Here is a 22,301-nt window from a genome sequence, read left to right as displayed (position 1 = left end):
GTGGCCGAAGTGGGCATTGCGTCGGGGAGAGCAGAATCACAGTCCGCGCGGGTCCGGCCGACGAACGCAGGCCGAATCCGTGGGGTCGTTGATGTTTCCAGCACCTCATGGGCGGGTAAACATTCCTCTAGCTGGCGAGCGTCATCCTCGACTGCCACATCGAGACACCCGGCCAACGGCGTCCGGCCGACACGAACGGCGCACCCAAGTGTGGCGCTCGCCCGCTCCCGAATCTTTGGATCGGGTCGGGTGGGCGACGGCCGGATATACGCATCCGGCCGTCGCTGCTGTTTCAGGCGAACTGACCTGCTGTGCGGCCGGATCCCGTCGGTCCCGCGAAAGCCTGTGCCAGGGTGAGCCATTGCGCCGCGTCCGGGCCGGTCGCCTCGATCGCGAGATCGTCCGGATGACGACGCTGGGTCACCAGCAGGCAGAAATCCACGGCGGGCCCGGTCACCCGTTGCTTTGCGTCCTCGGGTCCCCAGGACCAGATCGTGCCGTCGGGCGCGGTGAGTTCGACTCGGAATTCGTCTGCCGGCGGGGTCGATCCGTGCACGGTGTAGGCGAAGTTCCTGGTCCGCACGCCGATGTGGGCCACGGTGCGCAGCCGCGCGGTGGGGGTGCGGGTGATGCCGAGGGTGTCGGCCACGTCCTGGCCGTGCGCCCAGGTTTCCATGATCCGGGCGGTGATCATCGAGGCCGCGCTCATCGGCGGCCCGAACCAGGGCAGCTTGGCGCCCGCGGGTACCGCGCGCAACGCGTCGGTGAGAGACTTGCGGCCGCGGTGCCACCGGTCGAGCAGCTCGGCGGGCGGCGCGGTCGCGGCCTCCTCGGCGGCGTCGTCCACGAAGGTGAAGGCCTTGGGTCCGGCCTCGGTCACCAGCTGCTGGAAACCCGCGGCGTCGGCGGCGGCCACCGTCGCGATCTCGTCTGTCCAGGCCAGGTGGCCGATCTGATGGGCGATGGTCCAGCCGGTCGCGGGGGTCGGCAGCGCCCAGTCCGCCGCGGCGAGCGGGGCGACGATGCGTTCCAGATCCGCGCACTCCTCGGCGAAGTCGTCGAGCAGCGCTTCGAGGTCAGCCATCGTTACCTGCCGATCGGTCGAACGCACACCACCGCGTGTGCCGTCGCGGTTCAGCATCGCAGCGGCCGGAGAAAAATGCAAGCACGCGTGCTTGTATTTGCGCCAGCCGGCCGGCCCCGGCGGTTACCAGCCGAAAATGATCAGGTGCGAGGCGCCGACCGCCAGCCCGAGTACCGCGCCGTGCAGGTACAGCAGCCACGCGTCCTGCTCGACCGAGGCATAGAACATCTCCATGAACTCCCCCGGTGTCAGCTGCCGCAGCTTGCGCGCGGCGAACACATCGATGGTCTTGGCCTGCTCCAGGATGAATTCCTCGTCCTCGGCCAGGCTTGGTGCGAGCCCGACCGCGGCCCCGGCCGCGCCTGCCTTGAGGTTGTCGAACTGGCGACGGCCCAGCGCCGCGCGTACGAACGAGGTGGTCGGGCCCAGCTGGCGGTGGATCTCGTCGGAGACCAGCCGTTCCAGCAGCTGCCTGGTCTTGTCGCCGTTGGGCCCGTCCAGCAGTTCCCTGGACAGGTTCGGCAGCGTGAGCACCTGGTAGGCCAGGATATTCGCGAGATCGGTGGCGGCCTGCGGCTGCCGTTTGGCCAGCAGCGCCTGCTTCCACAGGTACTTGTACCTCGGCTGCGGGTCGCCGGGCTCGAACACCATCTTCACCGCGATCACGTTGACGATCACGCCGATCGCCGCCGAGGCGAGCAGCACGATCACCCAGCCCGGCACCCAACCGAACACCGGAATGTGCTGGTGCACATGCATATACAGCGCGAGCAGCAGCCCGAACGGCGCGCCCAGCAGGCCGATCCGCACCATGAAGCGCAGCTCCGGCGCGGCGATCGTGGTGGTCAGATCCTTGAGAATTCCCGGATTGTCCTGCAGGTACCGGATGACGAAGCTCTTGATATCGATGAGCTGGTCGACATTGTCGCCGAGCGACTCGAACGCCCGCCGCGACAGCGCCGGCATCTCCCGGTCCACCCGCTGGTAGATGATCTGCTTGGCCGCCCGCGGCACCGTGCGCCACAGGTCCGGGTTCTCCCGGTTCATCAGCTCGTCCACCAGAGGCTGCACCTGTTTGCGCGCCAGCACCGCGACATAGTCCGCGATCCCGTCCAGGTCGAGCTCGTGGATGAAGTCGCGCGGACTGCCGATCCGCATCAGCGCCTTGTCCACGCAGATGCTGGCCATCTTCTCGGCGCGCGCCGGAATGAATCCCTGGAAACCCAGCTGTTGCCCATCCCCGGAGAACGTCGGCAGCACCTGCACCCGTCGCGGGAAATACGGATACAACAGATACAGCCCCGGGATCCGGAATCCGCGAAATCGCTCCGGCCAGAACAACATCAGCACGCCGGTCCAGTTGGTCAGCCAGCCGGCCAGCGCGCTGAAGATCGGAAACGTAATCAGGTCCACCACGAACTTGGACTGACCGGTGAGATCTTCCCAATCGATGAACACGCCGCCGGCGAGCGAACTCATCGATGGATCTCCCTAGGACGAACCGGCGGAACCGCCGGTATGAGGTATCAAGGCCCCAACATTGTCATTGCGTTGGAGCGAGTGTCAACGCGGCGCGGTGCCGGACCGCCGACGTCGCCGCAGGCCGGTTCTCATGCCGGAATACGAATGCCCGATCCCGCTCCGGTTTCCTGAACCCAGTCGAGCAGGACTCGTTGCCGCCGGATCTGCCCGCGGCGGTTGTGCCGCCCGCTCATCCGGTCGGCCTGCCGGGCCCGGCGCCGGCTGCGCCGTGAGATCAGCGTGCTCAGTTCGCCGGCCGGCGCGATCCCGCGCGCGACTGCCCAGTCGACGACCGCGCGGAACCACTGCCGTTCGGTCCGCACCACCCACGTGTAGACCACGGCGAAGATCAGGACGTACAGCACCGTCCTGGCGATGATCGACCCGACCGGGATGTCCGCCGGGCTCGGCGCGTCCCAGCCGAAATGCAGTGCGGCGCCGAGCAAATAGAACATCGCGAAAACCCGCGCGCGCTGCCCCGCGGGCCAATCCGAGCGCGCCACCGCCAGCACGATGCCGATGCCGGCCAGGGCGGTCAGCATCCAGTGCGAGGTGATGCCGGTGAGCAGCCGCACGATGCCGACGACGATCGCGGTCGCCGGATCGTCCTGCGCGGACAGCAATCCGGCGTTGGCCGAGTAGGTGATGTTCTCGACGACTTGGAAGCCCAGCCCGGTGCAGCCGCCGAGCAGCAGCCCGTGGATCGGCCGGTTCAGCATCGGACGCGCGAGCCACGCGACCGCGAACACCCCGACCCCCTTGACCGCCTCCTCGACGATGGCCGCGGAAATCGGCGCCTGCCAATCGATCGCGAAGGCGTCACCGGCCAGATTCTGGATGATGCGCATGTTGTGGTCGTTGGCGAACATCGCGATCCCCGGCCCGGCCAGCGCACCCCAGAGAAATCCCATGATCAGCGGGGTCCGAATCCGCCGCCGCGCGCGCAGCCGATCCAGATGCAGGACCAGCCAGCCGAATACGAGCAGCGTCGCGAGCGTGAACGGCAGTCCGGCCAGAATGTCACGCCAGGTCAGCGCGGCGACCGGGGCCAGCTGCAGGATCAGCCCGGCTAGCCCGAGAAACGCGATCAGGCAGTAGGTCCAGAACAGCGCCGACCTCGGCTGAAACCACCTCATCGGCGCACCGCCAGCGTCTCCAGCACCGGCGTCAACTCGGGCAATGTCGCCTCGTCACCGATCAGCGCCAGCGTGACCGCCAGTTTCTCGTTCCCCACGATCGCGCACACCCCCGCGCGATCCGTGCCACGGCAGGTCCGCCCGCTGAACCCGTTCGGCGTCCTGATCTCCCCCTCGAACTCCGCATCGAACCCCTGCGCACCAAGCACTTTCAGCCGCCACGCCGCCGCATCATCGAAGTTCGTGACCCCGCCGATCACACTGACCGCCAGTCGCGACCCATCCGGCGCGACCAGCACCGCGGTCGTCTGATCCCCCGTAGTCCGGCGCCGCCAGCCATCAACCCCGCCGAAGCTCACCGTATCCGGCTCCTCCCCCGGCGCGGTCACCTCGATCTCGCTCCCCGGCGCGACCGCCGTCTCCCTGGTCGGCACCACCGCGGCAACCACCGACGGAACCACGACCAACGCCGCGATCACTCCGAGCACCAGCCCGGCCTGTCTCCAGTCGTGCCCGGCACGGATCGGCCGACCCATACGATGCTCCCCTCGGCGATCCACCAGCGAGCTACCGAAAACTGCCACCGACCAGCGGTGTAGCCGCCCCCACAATATGTCGCGCGCCTCGTTTCCTGCAGAACCCGGCCGTTCTCCGGCCCTGTCGCGCTGCCCGCAGCATCGTCGCAACCCACGTCACATGCGCAATCACTGCCCGTGACAGCTTGAGGGACGGCACTCTGCCGGAGCTGGCACGCCGTTGTCGGTCTGTAATGTGGTCGGCCTGTTCAAATGGCTGCCGCCGCGAGCGAGGCGCCGACGACGACTACCACGACCGGTAGTAACAACCAGAATCGATGCGAACTGCCGGTGGTTCGCCGACTCCACCGATAGAGGCGGGTGGTCTCATGAACCTGGTCGGCTTCGTGCAGGATTTTGGACAACGACACATCGCCGCCGGTGAAGTATCGATTGTCGAGCAACTTGCGTATTCGTTCGGCTCGTCTTCGATTGCGTTGGTAGAGCTCGGTATACGACGCCACAAACGCAAGGCCGAACAGTCCGATGAGGACAACCGCAAGGCATAGGGGAAGTTCGGCCCGCTCTACCCTCCGGTCCGCGAGTACGACGGCTGTCAGCGCGGACGCGATGACCAGCACATAGTTGACGGCGTTCGATCGCAGCGCTTCTGCGTGGCGCGCGTGCACGCGTATGTCCGCATACAAGGACCAGAGCAGGTCTTTCTGCGCCTTGGCCTTATCTGACATGTCATCAGCCACGGTTTCTCCCGTCGGATACCAGATACAGAGATGGTCCCGGTTTCCCCTATCCGGCCGCGTGGTGCTTCTACCCTAGAGGGCGATCACGCCGGGTGGACCGGCGCAGTGGTTGATTTCCTTCATATCCGGTTGCTGGAGGAGCCCATGCGACATCGGGACGAGGTCGAAGAGTGGGACCGGCTGCCCGCCGAAGTGTTGAGGGCGTTAGATGCCTGGCTCGACGGCACCTTGTTCGAGCTGACGCATCGGGGTTGGTTCACCGCAGGACGCACGGGGGCTCCAGTTGGCCTTGTCCTGTGCTATGAGAAAGATGTCGATATTCGACAGCTGGTTCTGAAGTTCTGTGACCGAGACGGGGTGACCAAGGCGCGCGCTTATCGCAAGGCATACACCCGGTCGCCGAAGGTGTTTCGCCAGCGGCATTTGGTAGAGATGGCTCACGACGCAGTCCGACTCGGCGAGTGGTGGCTTATTCTCCAGCAGGTGGCCGGCGGTGACCTGCTGACATTCCGTCCACTTACTGAGCTCATGGATAAGGACGCAGATTTCCCACAATATTGCGAGACAGTCGTTGGATCGATCCTCCGAGACTGGAATGAAGGCCGAGCCGAGCGGCCAGAATCGCTTACGGTCAAAACATTTCTCGAGCGGATCATGGGTTCTCGAATCGCGCCGCAGGGCCCCATTTATACCCGTGCTCAGGAGCTGGGCGTAACTGAAGAAGACCGGTGGATGCAATCGAGTTACGCAACGCGAGCCCGCCCCAATCCTCTTCTTCTGCTTACGGACGAGCAATTGGGAGCCACCGCCGTGGAATTCGTTCTGGTCGGCAACGCGCATGGAGATCTGAACGGGCGCAATATCGCGGTACCGGTGCGTCCAGTGCGGGCGGCGGACTATCTGTTGATCGATACAGATCGTTTCGATACTCAGGAGCCCTTGTTACGCGACCCGATGCATCTGCTGGTAGCTCTGGCCATCGACCTGTTGTCGGAAAGAGATCTGCCAATCGCCGCGCGATGCGAACTCGTTGAGGTCATCGTCGACCCGCAGGTGAGTGTAAAATATTCTGCGGCAAGGGAATTCGGTCGAATCAGTGCGGCGATCCATTCGGCATCGCGCGAGTACGCTGCTGCGGCCGGTCTCGGAGATCTCTGGTCGACACAGAATCTGCTGGCACTGATCGCTGCCGCGCTGATGCACGTGGGGCGCGACCTTCCGACCAGAGACCCAGATGCCGATCGGCGTTGGTGTCTAGAGTTGGCTGCGACGGCAACCGAAAAATACTTGGATGCTATCCGTGCCGTCGATCCTTACCGGCCCAAGCGGAATCAAGTCGACGCAACTATTGTGCCTGGATCGGTGCCTCCGAAACCTGGTGACGCCCTCATATTCCAACGCGAATCAACGATCGCAGACGCCGCCCCGTCACGGATTGATGTGGCGCAACCCACAGCGCGGTTCGGAAAGAAGTACCGCGTGCCATTGGTGATCTTCGGGTTGCTCCTCGTCGTCATTGTTGTCGGTGTGACAGTGGCCAAGCTCGGCCTGCGCCAGCAAGACGCTGCGCATGCCTGTGTCGCAGATACTGGTATGACTGGAGCACGCACGGGCATGCTGCATGCCAACACCGTGTTCACGATAAGCGCTGAAGAGACAGGGCAAGGTCCCTTCCTGCCTGGGCGGGCTGCTTCTGTGGGACTCGCGTCTGTGCGGCCGACGGGTGTGCAGTGGTGTCCTCGGCTTACCGGGGACGCGCCTGCGTTGTATGGCGGAATTCCGCATCAGTCTGTCGGCGGAAGCGACGTCATTACTTACTTCCAGTCTGACGCGCAGGCAGCGTCGGCGGCAGTCGAGGCGTTCTCCTCGGACGCCACAGTGCAATTGGCGCGGAATGTGCAACTCACCGCCACCAACTTGGACGACTTCATCCGCACAATGACACCTGTCGTCCTGACGGTCGATACAGAAGTCATGTATCACCGCTATAAGGATGGCCGTATCGAGAGTGACCTGTCCATCTTGCAGGCGGGCACGGCGGTCCTAGTAGATATCCGTGGGGTTCCACGGTTTCGGATGCGCAGTGGCACACCGCTGACGATTCCGGAGCAGTTCGACGCGGACCAAGTGACCTACTCAGGTTCAGGTTGGCCATCCTTCGACGCCCATACCGCCGTCACCGTCCGCCCGTCCGGTTCGACGCTGCCGTTGCTGCGGCTTCGTGACCTGGACGATCCCGACCGGGTAATCGACCGTCCGGTCGGCACGAACGGCGAGCGCGATTCCGGTCGGCCATCGGCACAGTCCGGCGGTGATCAGGATCTATCGGGAAATTGGATCGTGAGAACGACGACCCATGAATGGGTTGGCGCAATCACGCGGGCCGAAGGCGGATTCCAGTTCGTCAGTTACGACTTCCGTGACGACGGCGGCCAACGCAGCTTCGAGTGCCAGTTGGTCGTGGTCCCTGGAGAGACGTCCACTCTGCGTTGCGTCAGCAGTTCCACCACGCCGGGCGGGTCCTACCGGGCTGATTTGGCCTTCGACGGGGTGATGCACTGGGACGAGCGCGGCGGCAAATTCCGGTTCACAGGCGCTCCCCGTCCCGAGTCCGGCGTTCAGGAGAGGGTGAGCTTCGGGCCCGAGTGACCTCGATTGCACGACGTTCCTGGGCGAAGAGTGTCCTTCTTCGCCCACAGCGAACGTGGGGAGGTATCCGGAACAAAGGGGGGAGGGGTGGGGTTGAGTTGGTATCGCTCAACTTTTGGAAGGGTCGAACACGTGACTACACCACAGAACCTGCCGGTGCTGTTCCTGACCGATCCGATCGTGCTGCCGGGCATGGTCGTGCCCATCGAACTGGACGAATCGGCGCAGGCTGCCATCGACGCCGCGCGCGCGGCCAAGACTGACGCGGTGCTGCTGGCGCCGCGGCTGACCGAGGGCTACGCCTCCTACGGCGTGGTCGCCACCATCGAACAGGTCGGCCGGATGCGCGGCGGCGCGCCGGCGGCGGTGCTGAAGGCCGAGCGGCGCGCCAAGATCGGGCACGGGGTGACCGGGCCCGGGGCCGCGCTGTGGGTCGAGGCCGAGCCGGTCGAGATCCCGACGCCGGACGGCCGGACGAAGGAGCTGGCCGCCGAATACAAGAAGCTGGTCGTCTCGGTGTTGCAGCGCCGCGAGGCCTGGCAGATCATCGACGCGGTCAACCAGCTGACCGATCCGTCGGCCATCGCCGACACCGCGGGCTACGCGCCCTACCTGACCGACGAGCAGAAGCGCGAACTGCTGGAGACCCCCGACGTCGTCCAGCGGCTGAACCGGCTGATCGAGTGGACCAAGGACCACATCGCCGAGGCCGAGGTCACCGAGAAGATCAGTGACGACGTCCGCGAGGGCCTGGAAAAGAGCCAGCGCGAGTTCCTGCTCCGCCAGCAGCTCAACGCGATTCGCAAGGAGCTCGGCGAGGACGAGCCGGACGGTGCGGACGACTACCGCACCCGGGTCGAACAGGCCGACCTGCCCGACAATGTGCGCGCCGAGGCGCTGCGCGAGGTCGGCAGGCTGGAGCGAGCCAGCGATCAGAGCCCGGAATCGGGCTGGATCCGGACCTGGCTGGACACCGTGCTCGAGCTGCCGTGGACGGTGAAAACCACGGACAGCACCGACGTCTCGGCCGCCCGCGCGGTGCTGGACGCCGACCACCACGGCCTGGACGAGGTCAAGGACCGGATGGTCGAATACCTGGCGGTGCGTTCCCGGCGGGCCTCGCGTGGGCTCGAGGTGGTCGGCGGACGTGGTTCGGGCGCGGTGCTCGCGCTGGTCGGTCCGCCCGGTGTCGGCAAGACCTCGCTGGGTGAATCCGTGGCTCGCGCCATGGGCCGCAAGTTCGTCCGGGTCGCCCTCGGCGGCGTGCGCGACGAGGCGGAGATCCGCGGGCACCGGCGCACCTACGTCGGCGCGCTGCCCGGCCGCATCGTCCGCGCGATCAAGGAGGCGGGTTCGCTGAATCCCGTTGTCCTGCTCGACGAGATCGACAAGGTCGGCTCGGACTTCCGGGGCGACCCGGCGGCCGCGCTGCTCGAGGTGCTGGATCCGGCGCAGAACCACACGTTCCGCGATCACTACCTGGATCTGGATCTGGACCTGTCCGACGTGCTGTTCATCGCGACCGCCAATGTCATGGACACCATCCCCGGCCCGCTGCTGGATCGGATGGAGCTGATCACCGTCGACGGCTACACCGAGGACGACAAGGTTGGCATCGCCCGCGACTTCCTGGTGCCCCGGCAGCTGGAGCGCAACGCGCTGACCACCGACGAGGTGACCATCACCGACGCGGCCCTGCGCGAGATCGCCGCCAACTACACCCGGGAAGCCGGCGTGCGGCAGATGGAGCGCCTGATCGCGAAGGCGTTGCGCAAGGCCGCGACTCGACTGTCCGAGAACGGAATCGGTCCGGCGGCCAACGATCTCGGCTACGACGCCGAGCTGGGTTACGACGCGCTGGCGAAATCCGCAGCCGGTGAACAGCAGTCGCTGATCATCGACCTGGGTGAGCTGAAGGACTACCTGGGCCGTCCGCGCTTCACCCCCGACTCGGTGGAACGCACCGCGGTCCCGGGTGTGGCGACCGGACTGGCGGTCACCGGCCTCGGCGGCGACGTTCTCTACATCGAGGCCAACGTCGCGGAGGGCGAGCGCTCGCTGACCCTGACCGGTCAGCTCGGCGACGTGATGAAGGAGTCCGCGCAGATCGCGCTGACCTACGTGCGCTCGCACCTGGAGGAGATCGGCATCGAACCGTCGGTGCTGGATCGCAACATCCACGTGCACTTCCCGGCGGGCGCGGTCCCGAAGGACGGACCGTCGGCGGGCGTCACCATGGTCACCGCGCTGGTGTCGCTGGCATTGGGCAGGCAGGTGCGCGCGGACGTGGGCATGACCGGTGAGGTCACGCTGAACGGACGGGTGCTGCCGATCGGCGGCGTCAAGCAGAAGCTGCTCGCCGCCCAGCGGGCCGGACTGAAGACGGTGTTCATCCCGGCCCGCAACGAGCCGGACCTGGACGACGTCCCCGCCGAAGTGCTTGCCGCACTGGATGTCCGCCCCGTCGGTGACGTGGCCGACATCCTGGCCTACGCCATCGAGCCGGTCGCCGAACCGGCCCTCGACGGTCGGACCTTCGCGGCCACCGCCTGACGCGGGTGAACGGGCCGGGCACCGCAGGGTGCCCGGCCCGTTCGCGTGTAATCGGCATGCAAGGGCGGTGCAAGCGGCCGGGCACACCATCTGAGCATGACTTCGACGCAGCAAGTGCCCGTGCTTATCGTCGGCGGCGGTCTGGTCGGTCTGTCCGCTGCCCTGTTCCTCGAGTATCACGGGGTGCCGTTCGTGCTCGTGGAGAAGCGGACGGGCGCGTCGGTGCTGCCACGGTCGCGCGGCCTGCACATTCGGACCGTCGAGCTGTTCCGCCAGATCGGCATCGACAAGCGGGTGCAGCGGGTGGCTGCGGCCGAGTGGAAAGGGGGCCGGTTCGGCGGCGCGCGCCGCGGTGCCACGTTGATCACGGCCGAGCAACTCGATCCCGGCAACGTGGTGCAGAGCCTGGCCGATCGCGAGCCGAGCCCGTCGGGTTTCTGTTTCCTGCCGCAGGCGCAGCTCGAGCCGTTGCTGGCCGATCTGGCCCGCGAGCGCGGCGGTGACCTGCGGTTCGGGACAGAGCTGACCGAGTTCGTGCCGGACGGGTACGGGGTCACCGCGACCGTGCGGGATCAGGCGGGTGAGGTCTCGATCATCCGGGCCGATTACCTGATCGCGGCCGACGGCGCGAACAGCCCGATCCGGCGAGAGCTCGGGATCACCGGCTGGGAGCTGCCGCCGACGCACCACAACATCAATGTCTTCGTGCGCACCGACCTCACCGAGGTGCTCGACGGTCGCACTTTCAGTCAGTGCGAGATCGTCAACAACCAGATGCGCGGCCTGGTGCTGGCGAAGAACAACACCGACGAGTGGTCGTTCCACTTCGAATACGATGCAGCGCGGGAGGGTCTCGCCGATTACCCCGTGGACCGTTGCGTCGAGCTGGTCCGCGCCGCCGTCGGCGTGCCCGGCATCGAGGTCGAGGTGCTGGCGAAGTCCTCTTGGGACACCGGCGTTTTCGTCGCCGACGAGTACCGCCGCGGCCGGATCTTCCTGGTCGGTGACGCCGCGCACCGGCACGCGCCGTCGGGTGGTTACGGCGCCAACACCGGAATCGCGGACGCGCACAACCTGATCTGGAAACTGGCCTCGGTGCTGTCCGGCACGGCCGGGCCTGCGCTGCTCGACAGCTACCAGTCCGAACGCAGGCCCCGGGCGATCGTCGCCGCCGAACAGGCCCGGCTCGGCACCGATGTCAACACCCGCTACCGTATCGAAACACCGGACAACGCAACGAATCTCGCTCGGCAACTGACCAATGACACGGTCATGACCCGCTACCGGTACACCTCCACCGCACTCCTCGGCGAGAGCACGGGTACGCCGCATGTCGACGAGCTGACCGGCCAGATCGGTACTCGGGTCCCGCACGTGTGGATCGACCGGTCACAGCAGATCTCGACCCTGGACTTGAACGGACCCGGTTTCGCCCTGCTGGTCACGGGCACCTCGGCAGCGTGGCGCGACGCCGTCGCCGAAGCGCAGTGGGAGACCGGGATCGACATCGTCGTGCACGCGCTGCCGATGGCCGAATGGGCAACGCGCACCGGCCTGCCCGAGGGCAGCGCACTGCTGGTCCGCCCGGACGGAATCGTCGCGGGCCGCTCCGACGCGGACCTCTCGCCGGGCACGCTCACCGCAGCGTTGCGTCACCTCGTCGGCGACCCGTCCTGTGGCGCAAACGTTCTCGAAGAATCGACGGCCGCCGTCTGGTAGGCGAACCGGGCAGACACCCCTCCATTCCCGACCCGGGACGGTAACGCGGACAGGCGATCACGCGTGGCCCGACAGCTCCCGCTCGACACTGCGCGCCGTCCCCTGCGCCACCGCGCACAGCACCGTCTGGCCGTCGGCCTCCTCGGTATAGATCTCGCAGTACACCACGGCCTGACGCCGGGTGGCGCCGGTGACGGTGGCCACGGCTCGCAGCCGAATCCCTTTGGCGGGGCGCAGATAGGTGATAGTGAAGCCACCGGTCAATACATTCGCGCCCAGCGCGGTGCCCGCGGCGAAGGTGAGCGCGTTATCGGCCGCGTAGGACAGCACCCCGCCGTGTACGAAGCCGAATTGCTGGCCTAGTTCGGGGCGGATGGGGATCACCAGAGTGACTGTGCCGTCGCCGAATTCGGCGATCTCCGTGCCGACCAACTCGGCGAACGGTTGCGCGGCGAGGACCTGCTTGGCGAGGTCGATATCGATGATCATCCGTTGGTCCCCAGGGTCAGCCACGCCGCGTCGGCGAGTTCGTCCGCGATGTCGGTGGGCGCGGCGACCAGGTCGCCGCTCAGCCAATGCCGCGCGTATTCCTGCGCCGGCCCCAGCCACAGCGCGTAGACCAGATCGAGCGAAAGGTCGCGCACCGCACCGTATCCGGCGTGCGTACGCCACCAGCGGGCGACATTGCGCAGGAACTCGCGATTGCTGTCGCTCTCCCGCACCCCCGGCGGCCGCGCGGACAGCAGAACCTTTGCCCGGTACTGATTGTCGGCAACCCAGCGCAGGTGTTCGCGCACCCCCGCCGCAACCCCTTCCCGAGCATCGGAACTGTCGCCGACCGCCGACCAGAAGTGCCGCTGGTAGTCGACCAGCGCATTCGCCCACACCTGCCGGTACAGATCCGCCTTGTCCGGAAAGTGGTGATAGAGCGCGCCCACGCTGGCCCCGGCGGCCTCACGGATCTGCGCCAGCGTCGCATCCAACGCCCCCCGCTCCGCGAACTGCCGCTCAGCCGCCAACAGCAACCGATCTCGAATCTTCACAAACAGAATTTAGTTCTGTTCTGCTGACGGCGCAATAGTTCCCGGCTCCTGTCACACCGGTGGGGTAAGACGGTGATATGGCCAGATGGCTGTTGCATGTCGATCTCGATCAGTTCCAGGCGGCGGTGGAGTTCCGCCGTCACCCGGAGCTGCGCGGCTTGCCGGTCATCGTCGGCGGCAACGGCGACCCGGCCGAGCCGCGCAAGGTGGTCACCTGCGCGTCCTATCCGGCTCGCGCGTTCGGTGTGCGGGCGGGGATGGCGCTGCGCAGTGCTCAGCGCAAATGCCCGGAAGGGGTTTTCCTGCCCCTGGACATGGTCAGTTACGAGGAGGCCTCGGACGAGGTCATGTCGCTGCTGCGCACCTTCCCCGGCCGGGTCGAGGTGTGGGGCTGGGATGAGGCGTTCCTCGCCGCCGACACCGACGATCCGGAAGCTCTCGCGGGCGAAATCCGCTCCGCGATAGCGCAATTGGAACTGTCCTGCTCGATCGGCATCGGCGACAACAAGCTCACCGCCAAACTCGCCACCGGCCTGGCCAAATCGACCGGCAAGTCCGGTGCCGGACCAGCGGACGACGCGGGCGCGGCCACCGGCGTCTTCCGCCTCACCGCCGCGAACTGGACCGAGGTGATGGCGCACCGTCCGACAAATGCCCTGTGGGGCATCGGCAGCCGGATCGCCACCCGGCTCGCCGACCTCGGCATCAGCACCGTCGCCGACCTGATGGCCGCGGACCGGCAGCGCCTCGCCGCCGAATTCGGCCCGAACACCGGCCCCTACCTCTGGGTCCTCGGCCACGGCAAGGGCGACACCGACGTCACCACGGAGCCGCGAGTCCCGCTGGGCCGCAGCAAATCCGAGACCTTCCCGCACGACCTCACCGACCCCGCCGAGATCCGCGCCCAGGTGGCCCGGCTGGCCACCGAGGTGACCGAGGAAATGGCCGAGGCGGGCCGCGTCGGCACCCGGGTGTCGGTCACCGTCCGGACCAACACCTTCTACACCCGCAGCAAACAGGAAAAACTGCCGGTGCCGAGCATCGATCCGGCCGAGATCACCGAGGCCGCGCTGCGCATCATCGACCGCTTCACCCTCGATCGGCCGATTCGCCTGCTCGGCGTCCGCCTCGAGCTGGTCCCGGAGTAGACCGGCCCGGGAGCTGCGCGGTCTGGGACAGACGCTCGTATGCTCGTCGCATGGAGTTCTGGGCGATGGTGGCGCATGAATCGGACAGCGGGATCGTTCTGACCAAGCAGGAGGTCGGAGACGATTTCCTCGGGCCTGGCGAGGTGACCATCAAGGTGCACTTCTCCAGCGCGAACTACAAGGACGGACTGGCAATCACCCCCGGTGGCGGGGTGGTGCGGAAGTACCCGATCGTGCCCGGCATCGACATCACCGGCGAGGTGGTCGCCTCCGAGGACGACGACTTCACCCCCGGTGACCTGGTGGTCGCGCACGGCTACGACATCGGCGTCTCGCACAACGGCGGGTTCGCCGAGTACGCCAGGGTGCCCGCCGACTGGGTGGTGAAGCTGGACGGCCTGAGCCCCAGGGACGCGGCCGCGCTCGGCACCGCGGGCTTCACCGCCGGCCTGAGCGTGCAGTCGCTGCTCGACCGCGGCATCACGCCGGAAACGGGCGCGGTGCTGGTCACCGGCGCGACCGGCGGCGTCGGCAGCGTGAGCATCGACATCCTGTCCGGCCTCGGTTTCGAGATCGTCGCCTCCACCGGCAAGACCGACGCGAGCGATCTGCTCGGCGAACTCGGCGCGAACGAGATCATCGGCCGGCTGCCGGAAGACCCCGACGCCAAGCCGCGGCCGCTGAACAAGGCTCGCTGGGCCGCCGCGATCGACAGCGTCGGCGGCAAGTCGCTCGCCTACATCCTCAGCGCCATCGGCTACGGCGGCGCGGTCGCGGTGAGCGGCCTGACCGGCGGTTCCGGCCTGCCGACCACCGTGTTGCCGTTCATCCTGCGCGGCGTGGACCTGCTCGGCATCGATTCGGTGTTCGTGCCGATCGAGAAGCGCCGTGAGTTGTGGACCCGCCTGGCGAACGAGCTTCGGCCGCAACACCTTTCGGCGCTCACCCAGTTCGCGCCGATCACCGATGCGGAGCAGGTGCTGCATTCCATCCAGGCCGGCACCCACACCGGGCGCACCGTCTTCCGTGTCCTCGGCGAATTCTGAACGCGCAGAACTAATTTCACACACTGGAAGGTGATAACGCTCTTCTCCCGATGTTCGTCGCGAACGACGTACGCATAATTAGTGTCTGTACGCACATGCGAACATCGTGCGCTACTGTGGTGGCAATTGAAGGGAGTCGGCGTGGCCGTCGAAAAGCAGCAGGTCGGATCGGTGTGGACGCGTCCGCGCAAAGGCAGGGAACAGCCCGCGCTGACCAGGGAGCAGATCGTCGCCGAAGCGGTCGCCCTGCTGGACGCGGAAGGTATGGAGGCGCTCACCATGCGCCAGCTCGGCGCCCGGCTCAATGCCGGCGCGACGTCCCTCTACCGGCACGTGGCCAACCGCGACGAGCTGATCGAGCTGGTGGTCGACGAGGTCTACGGCGAGATCCGGGTGCCGGCGATCACCGACCCGGCGGCCTGGCGCACGGCCACCGCGGACTCCGCGGACAGCCTGCGCGCGATGATCCTGCGGCACCCGTGGATGGCCTCGACCCTCGGCCAGGTCGGATTGTCCTACCTGGGCCCGAACGTCATGCGGCTCAACGACGGCCTGGTGGGACTGTTCGAGGCCGGCGGCTTTCCGGCGGCGGAGACGGGCGACGCGATCAGTGCCGTCATGAGTTACGTCGTCGGGATGGGCATCTCCGAAGCCGCCTGGCTGGCGACCCTCGCCCGCTCCGGGCAGACCGAGCCGGAGTTCGTCGCGCAGCTGTGGCCCGCCGTCGAGCAGGCCGCCAAGGACTACCCACGATTCCAACAGGACGCGGACTTGGATGCCGATCCGGCCGAGCGGCGCGACCGGAAGTTCCGTTACGGTCTGGACCGCGTGCTGGACGGGCTCGGCGCTCGCTTGGGCTGAGGCGTCAGTGCCAGGTGTGGTCGGTGATCGGAGTGCGCGGCCCGAACTTCGGCTTGAACGCCTGCCCGCTGACCTCCAGCAGTCGCACCGCCCGATAGCGGTGCGGCCGAAGGGGTTCCAGGTATTCGACCATGGTGTCGTCGTCGATCGGATGGCCGAGCAGCGTCCAGCCGATCATCGGCGCGAGGTTGTAGTCGCCGATCGACAGCGCGTCCGCGTCGCCGAACGCGCGCTGCGCCGTCTCGGCGGCGGTCCACACGCTGATCCCCGGGATCGACCGGAGCCTGCGCGCGGCCTCGGCGGGGTCGACGCCGGCCGTGCGCTCCAGTGAGCTCGCCACCCTGGCCGCCCGCACGATCGTCTGCGCCCGCTGCGGGGTCACATTGGCTCGATGGAAGGCCCAGGACGGCACCCGCCGCCAGGTATCGGCCTCGGGCGGCAGCCGCAGGCTCTCCGGGGCCGGTCCCGGAGCGGGATCGCCGAACTGCCGCACCAGCTTTCGCCAGGAATCGCGGGCCGCGATGTTGTGCACCTTCTGCTCTATGATCGCCGGGACCAGCGCCTCGAAGACCAGGCCGGTGCGCAGCATGCGCAATCCGGGGAAGCGGCGATGCGCCTCGACGAGCTTCGGGTGGTCCGGGACGAAGCCGTGCACGTCCTCGTCCAGGCACAGCATGTGGTCGAGCCCGTCGAGGAATTCCTCGGCGCCCGGACCCCAGGCCTTGCCCTGCACCGCGGCCGGTCCGGCTTGGGTGAGCCGGTAGGTGACCGGGCCCGAGGGCATGCGGGAGGCGTGCCAGTGCGCGCCGTCGCGGGTCGTGTGATGGCACGGATCGCCGGCGCCGCGGCGCAGCGGGGAAATGGTGGCGGCCAGGTCGATCGGGCGGTCCGACGTCACGGTCCTGGCCAGACCGGTGGGGTCCCCTACCGGTTCGGCCGTCGCGTTACGCATCGGACCATTCTGCCCGATGCCCTGCCCCGGAATGTGGGTCAGGCCACGATCGATCGAGAAACTACTCGCGCACAACGCGATTCGGCGCTATTCGATACCGGATATGCATGACCGCAGGTCCCCGGTATTTTGTAACACGAAGAATGGATGTGGCGATATTCGTTCCGATCGGCAAACAGCTGGCAGTCGCCACGTGGAGGTATCGAATGATCACCAACTTGCTCAACTGGTTGCTCAACGCCTGGGGTGGTGTTTCCGCAGGCAGTTCGGGTTATCAGATTCCGCCCGGCACCCTGCCGTTCGGTAGCTGACCGGTATCGCGCACTCGCCGCGGCGGTGGCCCGGCGAGCGCGCGAAAGCTCACTGCTCCAGCAGGAACTGGGCCAGATGGCGGGCTCGGCGCCCGGCCAGGTGCGCCGCCTGGGTGCGGCAGGAGAAGCCGTCCGCGAGCAGGACCGATTCCTGGCCGGCGGTGCGCAGCGCGGATAGCAGGCCGTTCCCGGCTATCGCGACCGAAATGTCGTAATGGTCACGCTGCATTCCGAAGTTTCCCGCGAGACCACAGCACCCGGTGATTTCAGTCACATTGATTCCCATTGTGGCTAATAGCTGGCGATCGGCGTCGAATCCCATAATCGCGTGCTGGTGACAATGTGGCTGAACCACAACTGTGCGGCCCTGTGATGGTGGCGGTTGCCAGTTCGGTTGTTCGGCCAGGAACTCGGCGAGCGTGCGCACGGCCTCGGCCGTCGCGGCCGCGCGCGGGTCCTCCGGCAATAATTCGGGCAGGTCCGAACGCAACACCGCGGTGCAGGACGGTTCCAGCCCGAGCACGATGCCGCCGCCGCGTACGTGTTCGTCGAGTGCGTCCACCGTGGCGCGCAGTCGCGCGCGGGCGCCGTCCAGCTGACCGGTGCTGATCCAGGTGAGCCCGCAGCACACGCGCCGGCCGGGAATCCGCACCCGGTAACCGAGCGACTGCACCAATCGCACTGCCGCCCATGCGATCTCGGGATCGAAGGCGTCGGTGAAAGTGTCGACCCACAGCATGACGTCGGGGCGGTCGGTGCCGACTTCCGTTGCGGTGGACGAGATATCGCCCACGCGCCCCGGCACCGCGGGCGGGACCACTCCACCGAGGTCGCCCCACATCCGGCGGAAGCTGCGATCCGCCAGCCGGGGCACTTCGCGACGGGGATCAATGCCCGCCGCGCGCAACCCGATCCGGCGCAATACCGGGTTGCCCGCGAGCCGGTTGGCGGTGCGCGGCAGACGGGTCGCCAGGGCCAGCCAGCGCGGCAGCCAGCCGAGCGAGTAGTGGTCGATCGGACGCGGACGGCGCCGGTATCGGCGGTACAGCGCCTCGGCTTTGTAGGCCGCCACGTCGACGCCCGCCGGGCAGTCCGAGCGACAGGCCTTGCAGGACAGGCACAGATCCAGCGACTCGGCGACCGCGTCGGATGACCACGGCAGCGCGCCCCGCACCACCTCCTGCAGCACCCTGGCCCGGCCACGGGTGCTGTCCTTCTCGTCCTTGGTGGCCAGATACGACGGGCACATGAATCCACCGGCGGCGCGAGTATCGGCCCGGCACTTGCCGACGCCGACGCAGCGGTGCACCGCGGTACTCACATCGCCGTGGTCGTGTGGGAACGCGAAGCCGCCCGAGGCGGGTAGCAACGGCAGACCGGCCAGTCGCAGATCGGCATCGATCGGTCGTGGCTCGACGAGCACCCCGGGGTTGAGTACGCCGGCGGGATCGAAAAGGGCCTTGTATCCGGCGAATACGTCGAGCACATCGCGGGAGTACATGAGCGAGAGCAGCTCCGAGCGGGCCCGCCCGTCGCCGTGCTCGCCGGACAGCGAACCACCGTGCCGGACAACCAGTTCGGCGGCGTCGAACAGGAAGCGCCGGAAGCGTTGCGGCGCATCGGCGATCGGGAGATCCAGCCGCACGTGAATGCAACCGTCACCGATATGGCCGTACAGCAGGCCGTCCACGCCGTGCTCGGCGGTCAGATCGGCGAAATCACGCAGATAGGCGCCGAGCCGTTCCGGCGGCACCGCCGCGTCTTCCCAGCCCGGCCAGGCCGGCTGACCGTCCGGCGTGCGGCCGGCCAGGCCCGCACCGTCGGCGCGAATGTGCCAGAGTGCCGCCGCCGCAGCAGGATCGGTGACGATGCGGGAATCGAGCGCGTCGACGGACCGGCGCAGCCGCTCGGCCACGGCCAACGCTTCCGCGGGCGTCTCGCCCGACGTTTCCACGAACAACCACCCGCCCCCGCGCGGCAGTTCCGCAACGGTGCCACGATGGGCCCGGACCGCGTCGACCAGCCGCGCGTCGATGCCCTCGACCGCGGTCGGCCGGCAGGCCAGCACCGCCGCGACATTGTCCGCGGCGGTGGCGATATCGGGATAGCCGAGCACCGTCAACACTGCGGCCTTCGGCAGCGCGACCAGCTCGACCGTCGCGTCGAGTAGCAACCCGCAGGTCCCCTCGGACCCGACGAACGCCTTGGCCACCGCCGAACCACGTTCGGGCAGTAGATGTTCGAGCCCGTAACCCGAGGCCTGGCGCTCGAAGCGGCCCAAACCGGTGCGCAGCACCGCGAGATTCGCCGCGGTGAACTCGGCGAGCCCCGGCAGCACCGCCGGATCGTTGGCCAGCGTCCGCTCGGTCCCCGTCCCATCGAGAATCCGCAGTTCCCGCACCGTATCCGAGGTGCGCCCCCAGGCCACCGCGCGCGGCCCGCAGGCATTGTTGCCGATCATGCCGCCCAGCGTGCACCGGTTCTGGGTGGACGGATCCGGTCCGAACCGCAGCCCGTGCGGCCGCGCGGCGCGCTGCAATTCCGACAGCACGACGCCGGGCTGCACCTTGGCGACCCGCGCCTCGGGGTCCAGTTCCAGGATCCGATTCAGGTGCCTGCTGAAGTCCAGCACCAGCCCCGGACCGATCGCATTGCCCGCCACCGAGGTCCCGGCGCCACGCGCGGTCACCGGGAGCCCGTTGTCCCTGGCGAGCTCCAGCGCGACGGCCACATCCTCGTCCGACCGGGGAAATACCACTGCCCGCGGCAACACCCGATAATTGGAGGCGTCCGACGAATACTCCGCTCGCCGCCGCTCGGACGCGTCGACCACATCGCCGAGCCTGCCGCTCAGCGCCTGCACCACCCGGTCCTTGGTCACCCGGCCAGCCTAGGCGCGAGCGCGGAGATTTCGCTGTGCGCGGAATCCGGATCCGGCGGATGGGCTTGCTCTCAACCTTTGTTGAGGTCTTAGTGTCGGTGCCGAGGGCTTTGATGGGTGGGGAGCGAGAGGGAGAGAGAACGTGAGTATCGAATCGGTGGCTTGGAGCCAGATGTACCGGCGGGCCAACGCGCCACAGGAGCAGCGGCAGTTCAGCCTGGCCACCGCGCGGCGCATCCTCCGATTCGCCGCGCCACACCGGCGCCGGATCAGCGTGTTCCTCGTGTTCAGCGTGTTGTCGGCACTGCTGGCCGTCGCCACGCCGGTGCTGGCCGGCCGGGTGGTCGACAACATCGTCGGCGGGGCCGCGCCGCGGGTCGTGGTCGAGCTGGCCCTGATCATCGCGGCGCTCGCGGTCTTCGACGCCGCGTTCGGGCTGGTCATCCGCTGGCTGTCCGCGCGCATCGGAGAAGGCCTGATCCTCGATCTACGCACCGCGGTCTTCGATCACGTGCAGAAGATGCCGATCGCGTTCTTCACCCGCACCCGGACCGGCGCACTGGTGAGCCGGTTGAACAACGACGTGATCGGCGCCCAGCGCGCGTTCAGCGACACGCTCTCCGGCGTGGTCGCCAACCTGGTCACCCTCGCGCTCACGCTCGGCGTGATGCTCAGCATCTCCTGGCAGATCACCCTGCTCGCGCTGATCCTGCTGCCGGTGTTCGTGCTGCCCGCCCGGCGGATGGGCAACCGGCTGGCGGACATGCAGCGCGAGGCGGCCAAGTTGAACGCCGCCATGAGCACCCAGATGACCGAGCGGTTCTCGGCGCCCGGCGCGACGCTGGTCAAACTGTTCGGCCGGCCGCAGCAGGAATCCAGCGAATTCGCCCTGCGCGCCCGCCGCGTGCGCGACATCGGCGTGCGCACCTCGATGCTGCAAACCATCTTCGTCACCTCGCTCACCCTGGTCTCGGCGCTGGCGGTCGCCCTGGTCTACGGGCTCGGCGGCTGGTACGCGCTGCGCGGACAGCTGGACGCCGGCGCCGTCGTGGCCCTGTCGCTGCTGCTGACCAGGCTCTACACGCCGCTGACCGCGCTGGCCAGCGCCCGGATGGAGATCATGGCGGCGCTGGTGAGCTTCGAGCGGGTTTTCGAGGTGCTCGACGTCAAGCCGCTGATCGAGGACGCCCCCGGCGCGGTCGCCGTGCCGGACGGACCGGTCGCGGTCGAACTGGACGGCGTGACCTTCGGTTACCCGTCGGCGGACAAGGTGTCGCTGGCCTCGCTGGAGGATGTCGCGACCCTGGATACCCGCGGCGGCGTCGACGTGCTGCACGACGTGTCGCTGCGCGCCGAGCCAGGACAGCTGGTCGCGCTGGTCGGTTCGTCCGGTGCCGGCAAATCCACTGTCGCCCAGCTGGTTTCCCGCCTGTACGACGTGGACGCCGGCGCGGTGCGGCTGAACGGCACCGATGTGCGCGACCTGACCAGCCAGTCGATCCGGGACACCGTCGGCCTGGTCACCCAGGACGGGCACCTGTTCCACGACACCATCCGGGCGAACCTGCTGCTCGCCCGCCCGGCGGCGCAGGAGGCGGACCTGTGGGACGCGTTGCAGCGGGCCCGGTTACGCGACCTGGTCGAATCGCTGTCGGACGGCCTGGACACCGTGGTCGGCGAACGCGGCTACCGCCTCTCCGGCGGCGAGCGCCAGCGCCTCACCATTGCCCGCCTGCTGCTCAAGCAGCCGCGCGTGGTCATCCTCGACGAGGCCACCGCCTCACTCGACTCGACCTCGGAAGCCGCTGTCCAGGAGGCACTTTCGGAAGCCCTGGTAGGCCGGACCGCCCTGGTGATCGCACACCGGCTGTCCACCATCCGCGCGGCGGATCAGATCCTGGTCATGGAGGACGGCCGAATCATCGAGCGCGGCACGCACACTCAGCTGCTGGCCGAAGAAGGCCGCTACGCCGAGCTGTACCGCACCCAGTTCGCCGACGAACCGGTAACGGCAGCCGCCTGACCGAAGCGGCTCGACCGCCTGCAAACCGCGGTGCGACACCTAGCTCCCGACACACCGAATAGCAGGAAACATCGGGGTGCGGCACAGGTTGACCGGCT

Annotated in this window: 16 protein-coding genes; 7 read left to right on the top strand and 9 right to left on the bottom strand. The window is 67.6% G+C overall.

Features of this window, described 5'->3' with window-relative positions:
• Nucleotides 1-292: 292 nt before the first annotated feature.
• The 5 genes from ACFYO1_RS24300 to ACFYO1_RS24280 all read right to left on the bottom strand — a co-directional run bounded on the left by ACFYO1_RS24300 (nt 293) and on the right by ACFYO1_RS24280 (nt 5,017).
• Nucleotides 293-1,084: a TIGR03084 family metal-binding protein gene (locus ACFYO1_RS24300; protein ID WP_387235025.1), complete on the bottom strand. Its 792-nt coding sequence runs from the start codon at nt 1,082-1,084 to the stop codon at nt 293-295.
• A gap of 123 nt (nt 1,085-1,207) precedes the next feature.
• On the bottom strand, nt 1,208-2,563 hold the full coding sequence (locus ACFYO1_RS24295) for a hypothetical protein (RefSeq protein ID WP_150400417.1): 1,356 nt from the start codon (nt 2,561-2,563) through the stop codon (nt 1,208-1,210).
• A gap of 131 nt (nt 2,564-2,694) precedes the next feature.
• Nucleotides 2,695-3,741 carry a PrsW family intramembrane metalloprotease gene (locus ACFYO1_RS24290; RefSeq protein ID WP_387235022.1) on the bottom strand — a complete coding sequence of 349 codons (1,047 nt, stop codon included), beginning with the start codon at nt 3,739-3,741 and terminating at the stop codon, nt 2,695-2,697.
• A complete protein-coding gene (locus ACFYO1_RS24285; protein WP_387235019.1) occupies nt 3,738-4,277 on the bottom strand; it encodes a hypothetical protein in 540 nt (179 codons plus the stop codon). Before ACFYO1_RS24285 ends, ACFYO1_RS24290 begins: the two co-directional genes overlap by 4 nt.
• Nucleotides 4,278-4,525: 248 nt before the next feature.
• Nucleotides 4,526-5,017 (bottom strand): hypothetical protein, encoded by a 492-nt coding sequence (locus tag ACFYO1_RS24280; protein WP_387235016.1) that lies wholly within the window; start codon nt 5,015-5,017, stop codon nt 4,526-4,528.
• Between the two features lie 105 nt (nt 5,018-5,122).
• Between ACFYO1_RS24280 and ACFYO1_RS24275 the strand changes: the two genes are divergently transcribed.
• The 3 genes from ACFYO1_RS24275 to ACFYO1_RS24265 all read left to right on the top strand — a co-directional run bounded on the left by ACFYO1_RS24275 (nt 5,123) and on the right by ACFYO1_RS24265 (nt 11,938).
• Nucleotides 5,123-7,666, top strand: coding sequence for a DUF6777 domain-containing protein (locus ACFYO1_RS24275; protein WP_387235013.1), 2,544 nt, complete (start codon nt 5,123-5,125; stop codon nt 7,664-7,666).
• A gap of 192 nt (nt 7,667-7,858) precedes the next feature.
• Nucleotides 7,859-10,219: an endopeptidase La gene (gene lon / locus ACFYO1_RS24270; protein WP_387235356.1), complete on the top strand. Its 2,361-nt coding sequence runs from the start codon at nt 7,859-7,861 to the stop codon at nt 10,217-10,219.
• A gap of 96 nt (nt 10,220-10,315) precedes the next feature.
• Nucleotides 10,316-11,938: an FAD-dependent oxidoreductase gene (locus tag ACFYO1_RS24265; protein WP_387235010.1), complete on the top strand. Its 1,623-nt coding sequence runs from the start codon at nt 10,316-10,318 to the stop codon at nt 11,936-11,938.
• Nucleotides 11,939-11,995: 57 nt separating this feature from the next.
• Here ACFYO1_RS24265 and ACFYO1_RS24260 read toward each other — a convergent pair whose 3' ends face one another.
• Both ACFYO1_RS24260 and ACFYO1_RS24255 read right to left on the bottom strand, forming a co-directional pair.
• On the bottom strand, nt 11,996-12,427 hold the full coding sequence (locus ACFYO1_RS24260; RefSeq protein WP_387235007.1) for a PaaI family thioesterase: 432 nt from the start codon (nt 12,425-12,427) through the stop codon (nt 11,996-11,998).
• Nucleotides 12,424-12,981 (bottom strand): TetR/AcrR family transcriptional regulator, encoded by a 558-nt coding sequence (locus tag ACFYO1_RS24255; protein ID WP_387235005.1) that lies wholly within the window; start codon nt 12,979-12,981, stop codon nt 12,424-12,426. The genes ACFYO1_RS24260 and ACFYO1_RS24255 overlap by 4 nt, the downstream gene beginning before the upstream one ends.
• Before the next feature lie 77 nt (nt 12,982-13,058).
• On the opposite strand from ACFYO1_RS24255, the gene ACFYO1_RS24250 reads away from it, so the two are divergent.
• From ACFYO1_RS24250 to ACFYO1_RS24240, 3 genes are all read left to right on the top strand, one after another.
• Nucleotides 13,059-14,129, top strand: a complete 1,071-nt coding sequence (locus ACFYO1_RS24250; protein WP_387235003.1) for a DNA polymerase IV — start codon at nt 13,059-13,061, stop codon at nt 14,127-14,129.
• Nucleotides 14,130-14,179: 50 nt separating this feature from the next.
• A complete protein-coding gene (locus ACFYO1_RS24245) occupies nt 14,180-15,175 on the top strand; it encodes an oxidoreductase (RefSeq protein WP_387235000.1) in 996 nt (331 codons plus the stop codon).
• A 141-nt stretch (nt 15,176-15,316) separates the two neighbouring features.
• The gene (locus ACFYO1_RS24240) at nt 15,317-16,036 is read left to right on the top strand and encodes a TetR/AcrR family transcriptional regulator C-terminal domain-containing protein (RefSeq protein ID WP_387234997.1); all 720 of its coding nucleotides are present in this window, start codon (nt 15,317-15,319) and stop codon (nt 16,034-16,036) included.
• 4 nt (nt 16,037-16,040) lie between these two features.
• Here the strand turns inward: ACFYO1_RS24240 and ACFYO1_RS24235 are convergent, their stop codons facing one another.
• Nucleotides 16,041-16,988 carry a DNA-3-methyladenine glycosylase family protein gene (locus ACFYO1_RS24235; RefSeq protein WP_387234994.1) on the bottom strand — a complete coding sequence of 316 codons (948 nt, stop codon included), beginning with the start codon at nt 16,986-16,988 and terminating at the stop codon, nt 16,041-16,043.
• A 360-nt stretch (nt 16,989-17,348) separates the two neighbouring features.
• The gene (locus ACFYO1_RS24230) at nt 17,349-20,180 is read right to left on the bottom strand and encodes an FAD-binding and (Fe-S)-binding domain-containing protein (protein WP_387234991.1); all 2,832 of its coding nucleotides are present in this window, start codon (nt 20,178-20,180) and stop codon (nt 17,349-17,351) included.
• Nucleotides 20,181-20,322: 142 nt separating this feature from the next.
• Between ACFYO1_RS24230 and ACFYO1_RS24225 the strand changes: the two genes are divergently transcribed.
• Entirely contained in the window at nt 20,323-22,203 is a 1,881-nt protein-coding gene (locus tag ACFYO1_RS24225) for an ABC transporter ATP-binding protein (protein ID WP_387234988.1), read from the top strand.
• The last annotated feature ends 98 nt before the right edge of the window (nt 22,204-22,301 follow it).

The organism is Nocardia sp. NPDC006044 (genome assembly GCF_042871115.1).
GTDB lineage: Bacteria > Actinomycetota > Actinomycetes > Mycobacteriales > Mycobacteriaceae > Nocardia.
This window is presented reverse-complemented; position numbering and strand designations above follow the sequence as displayed.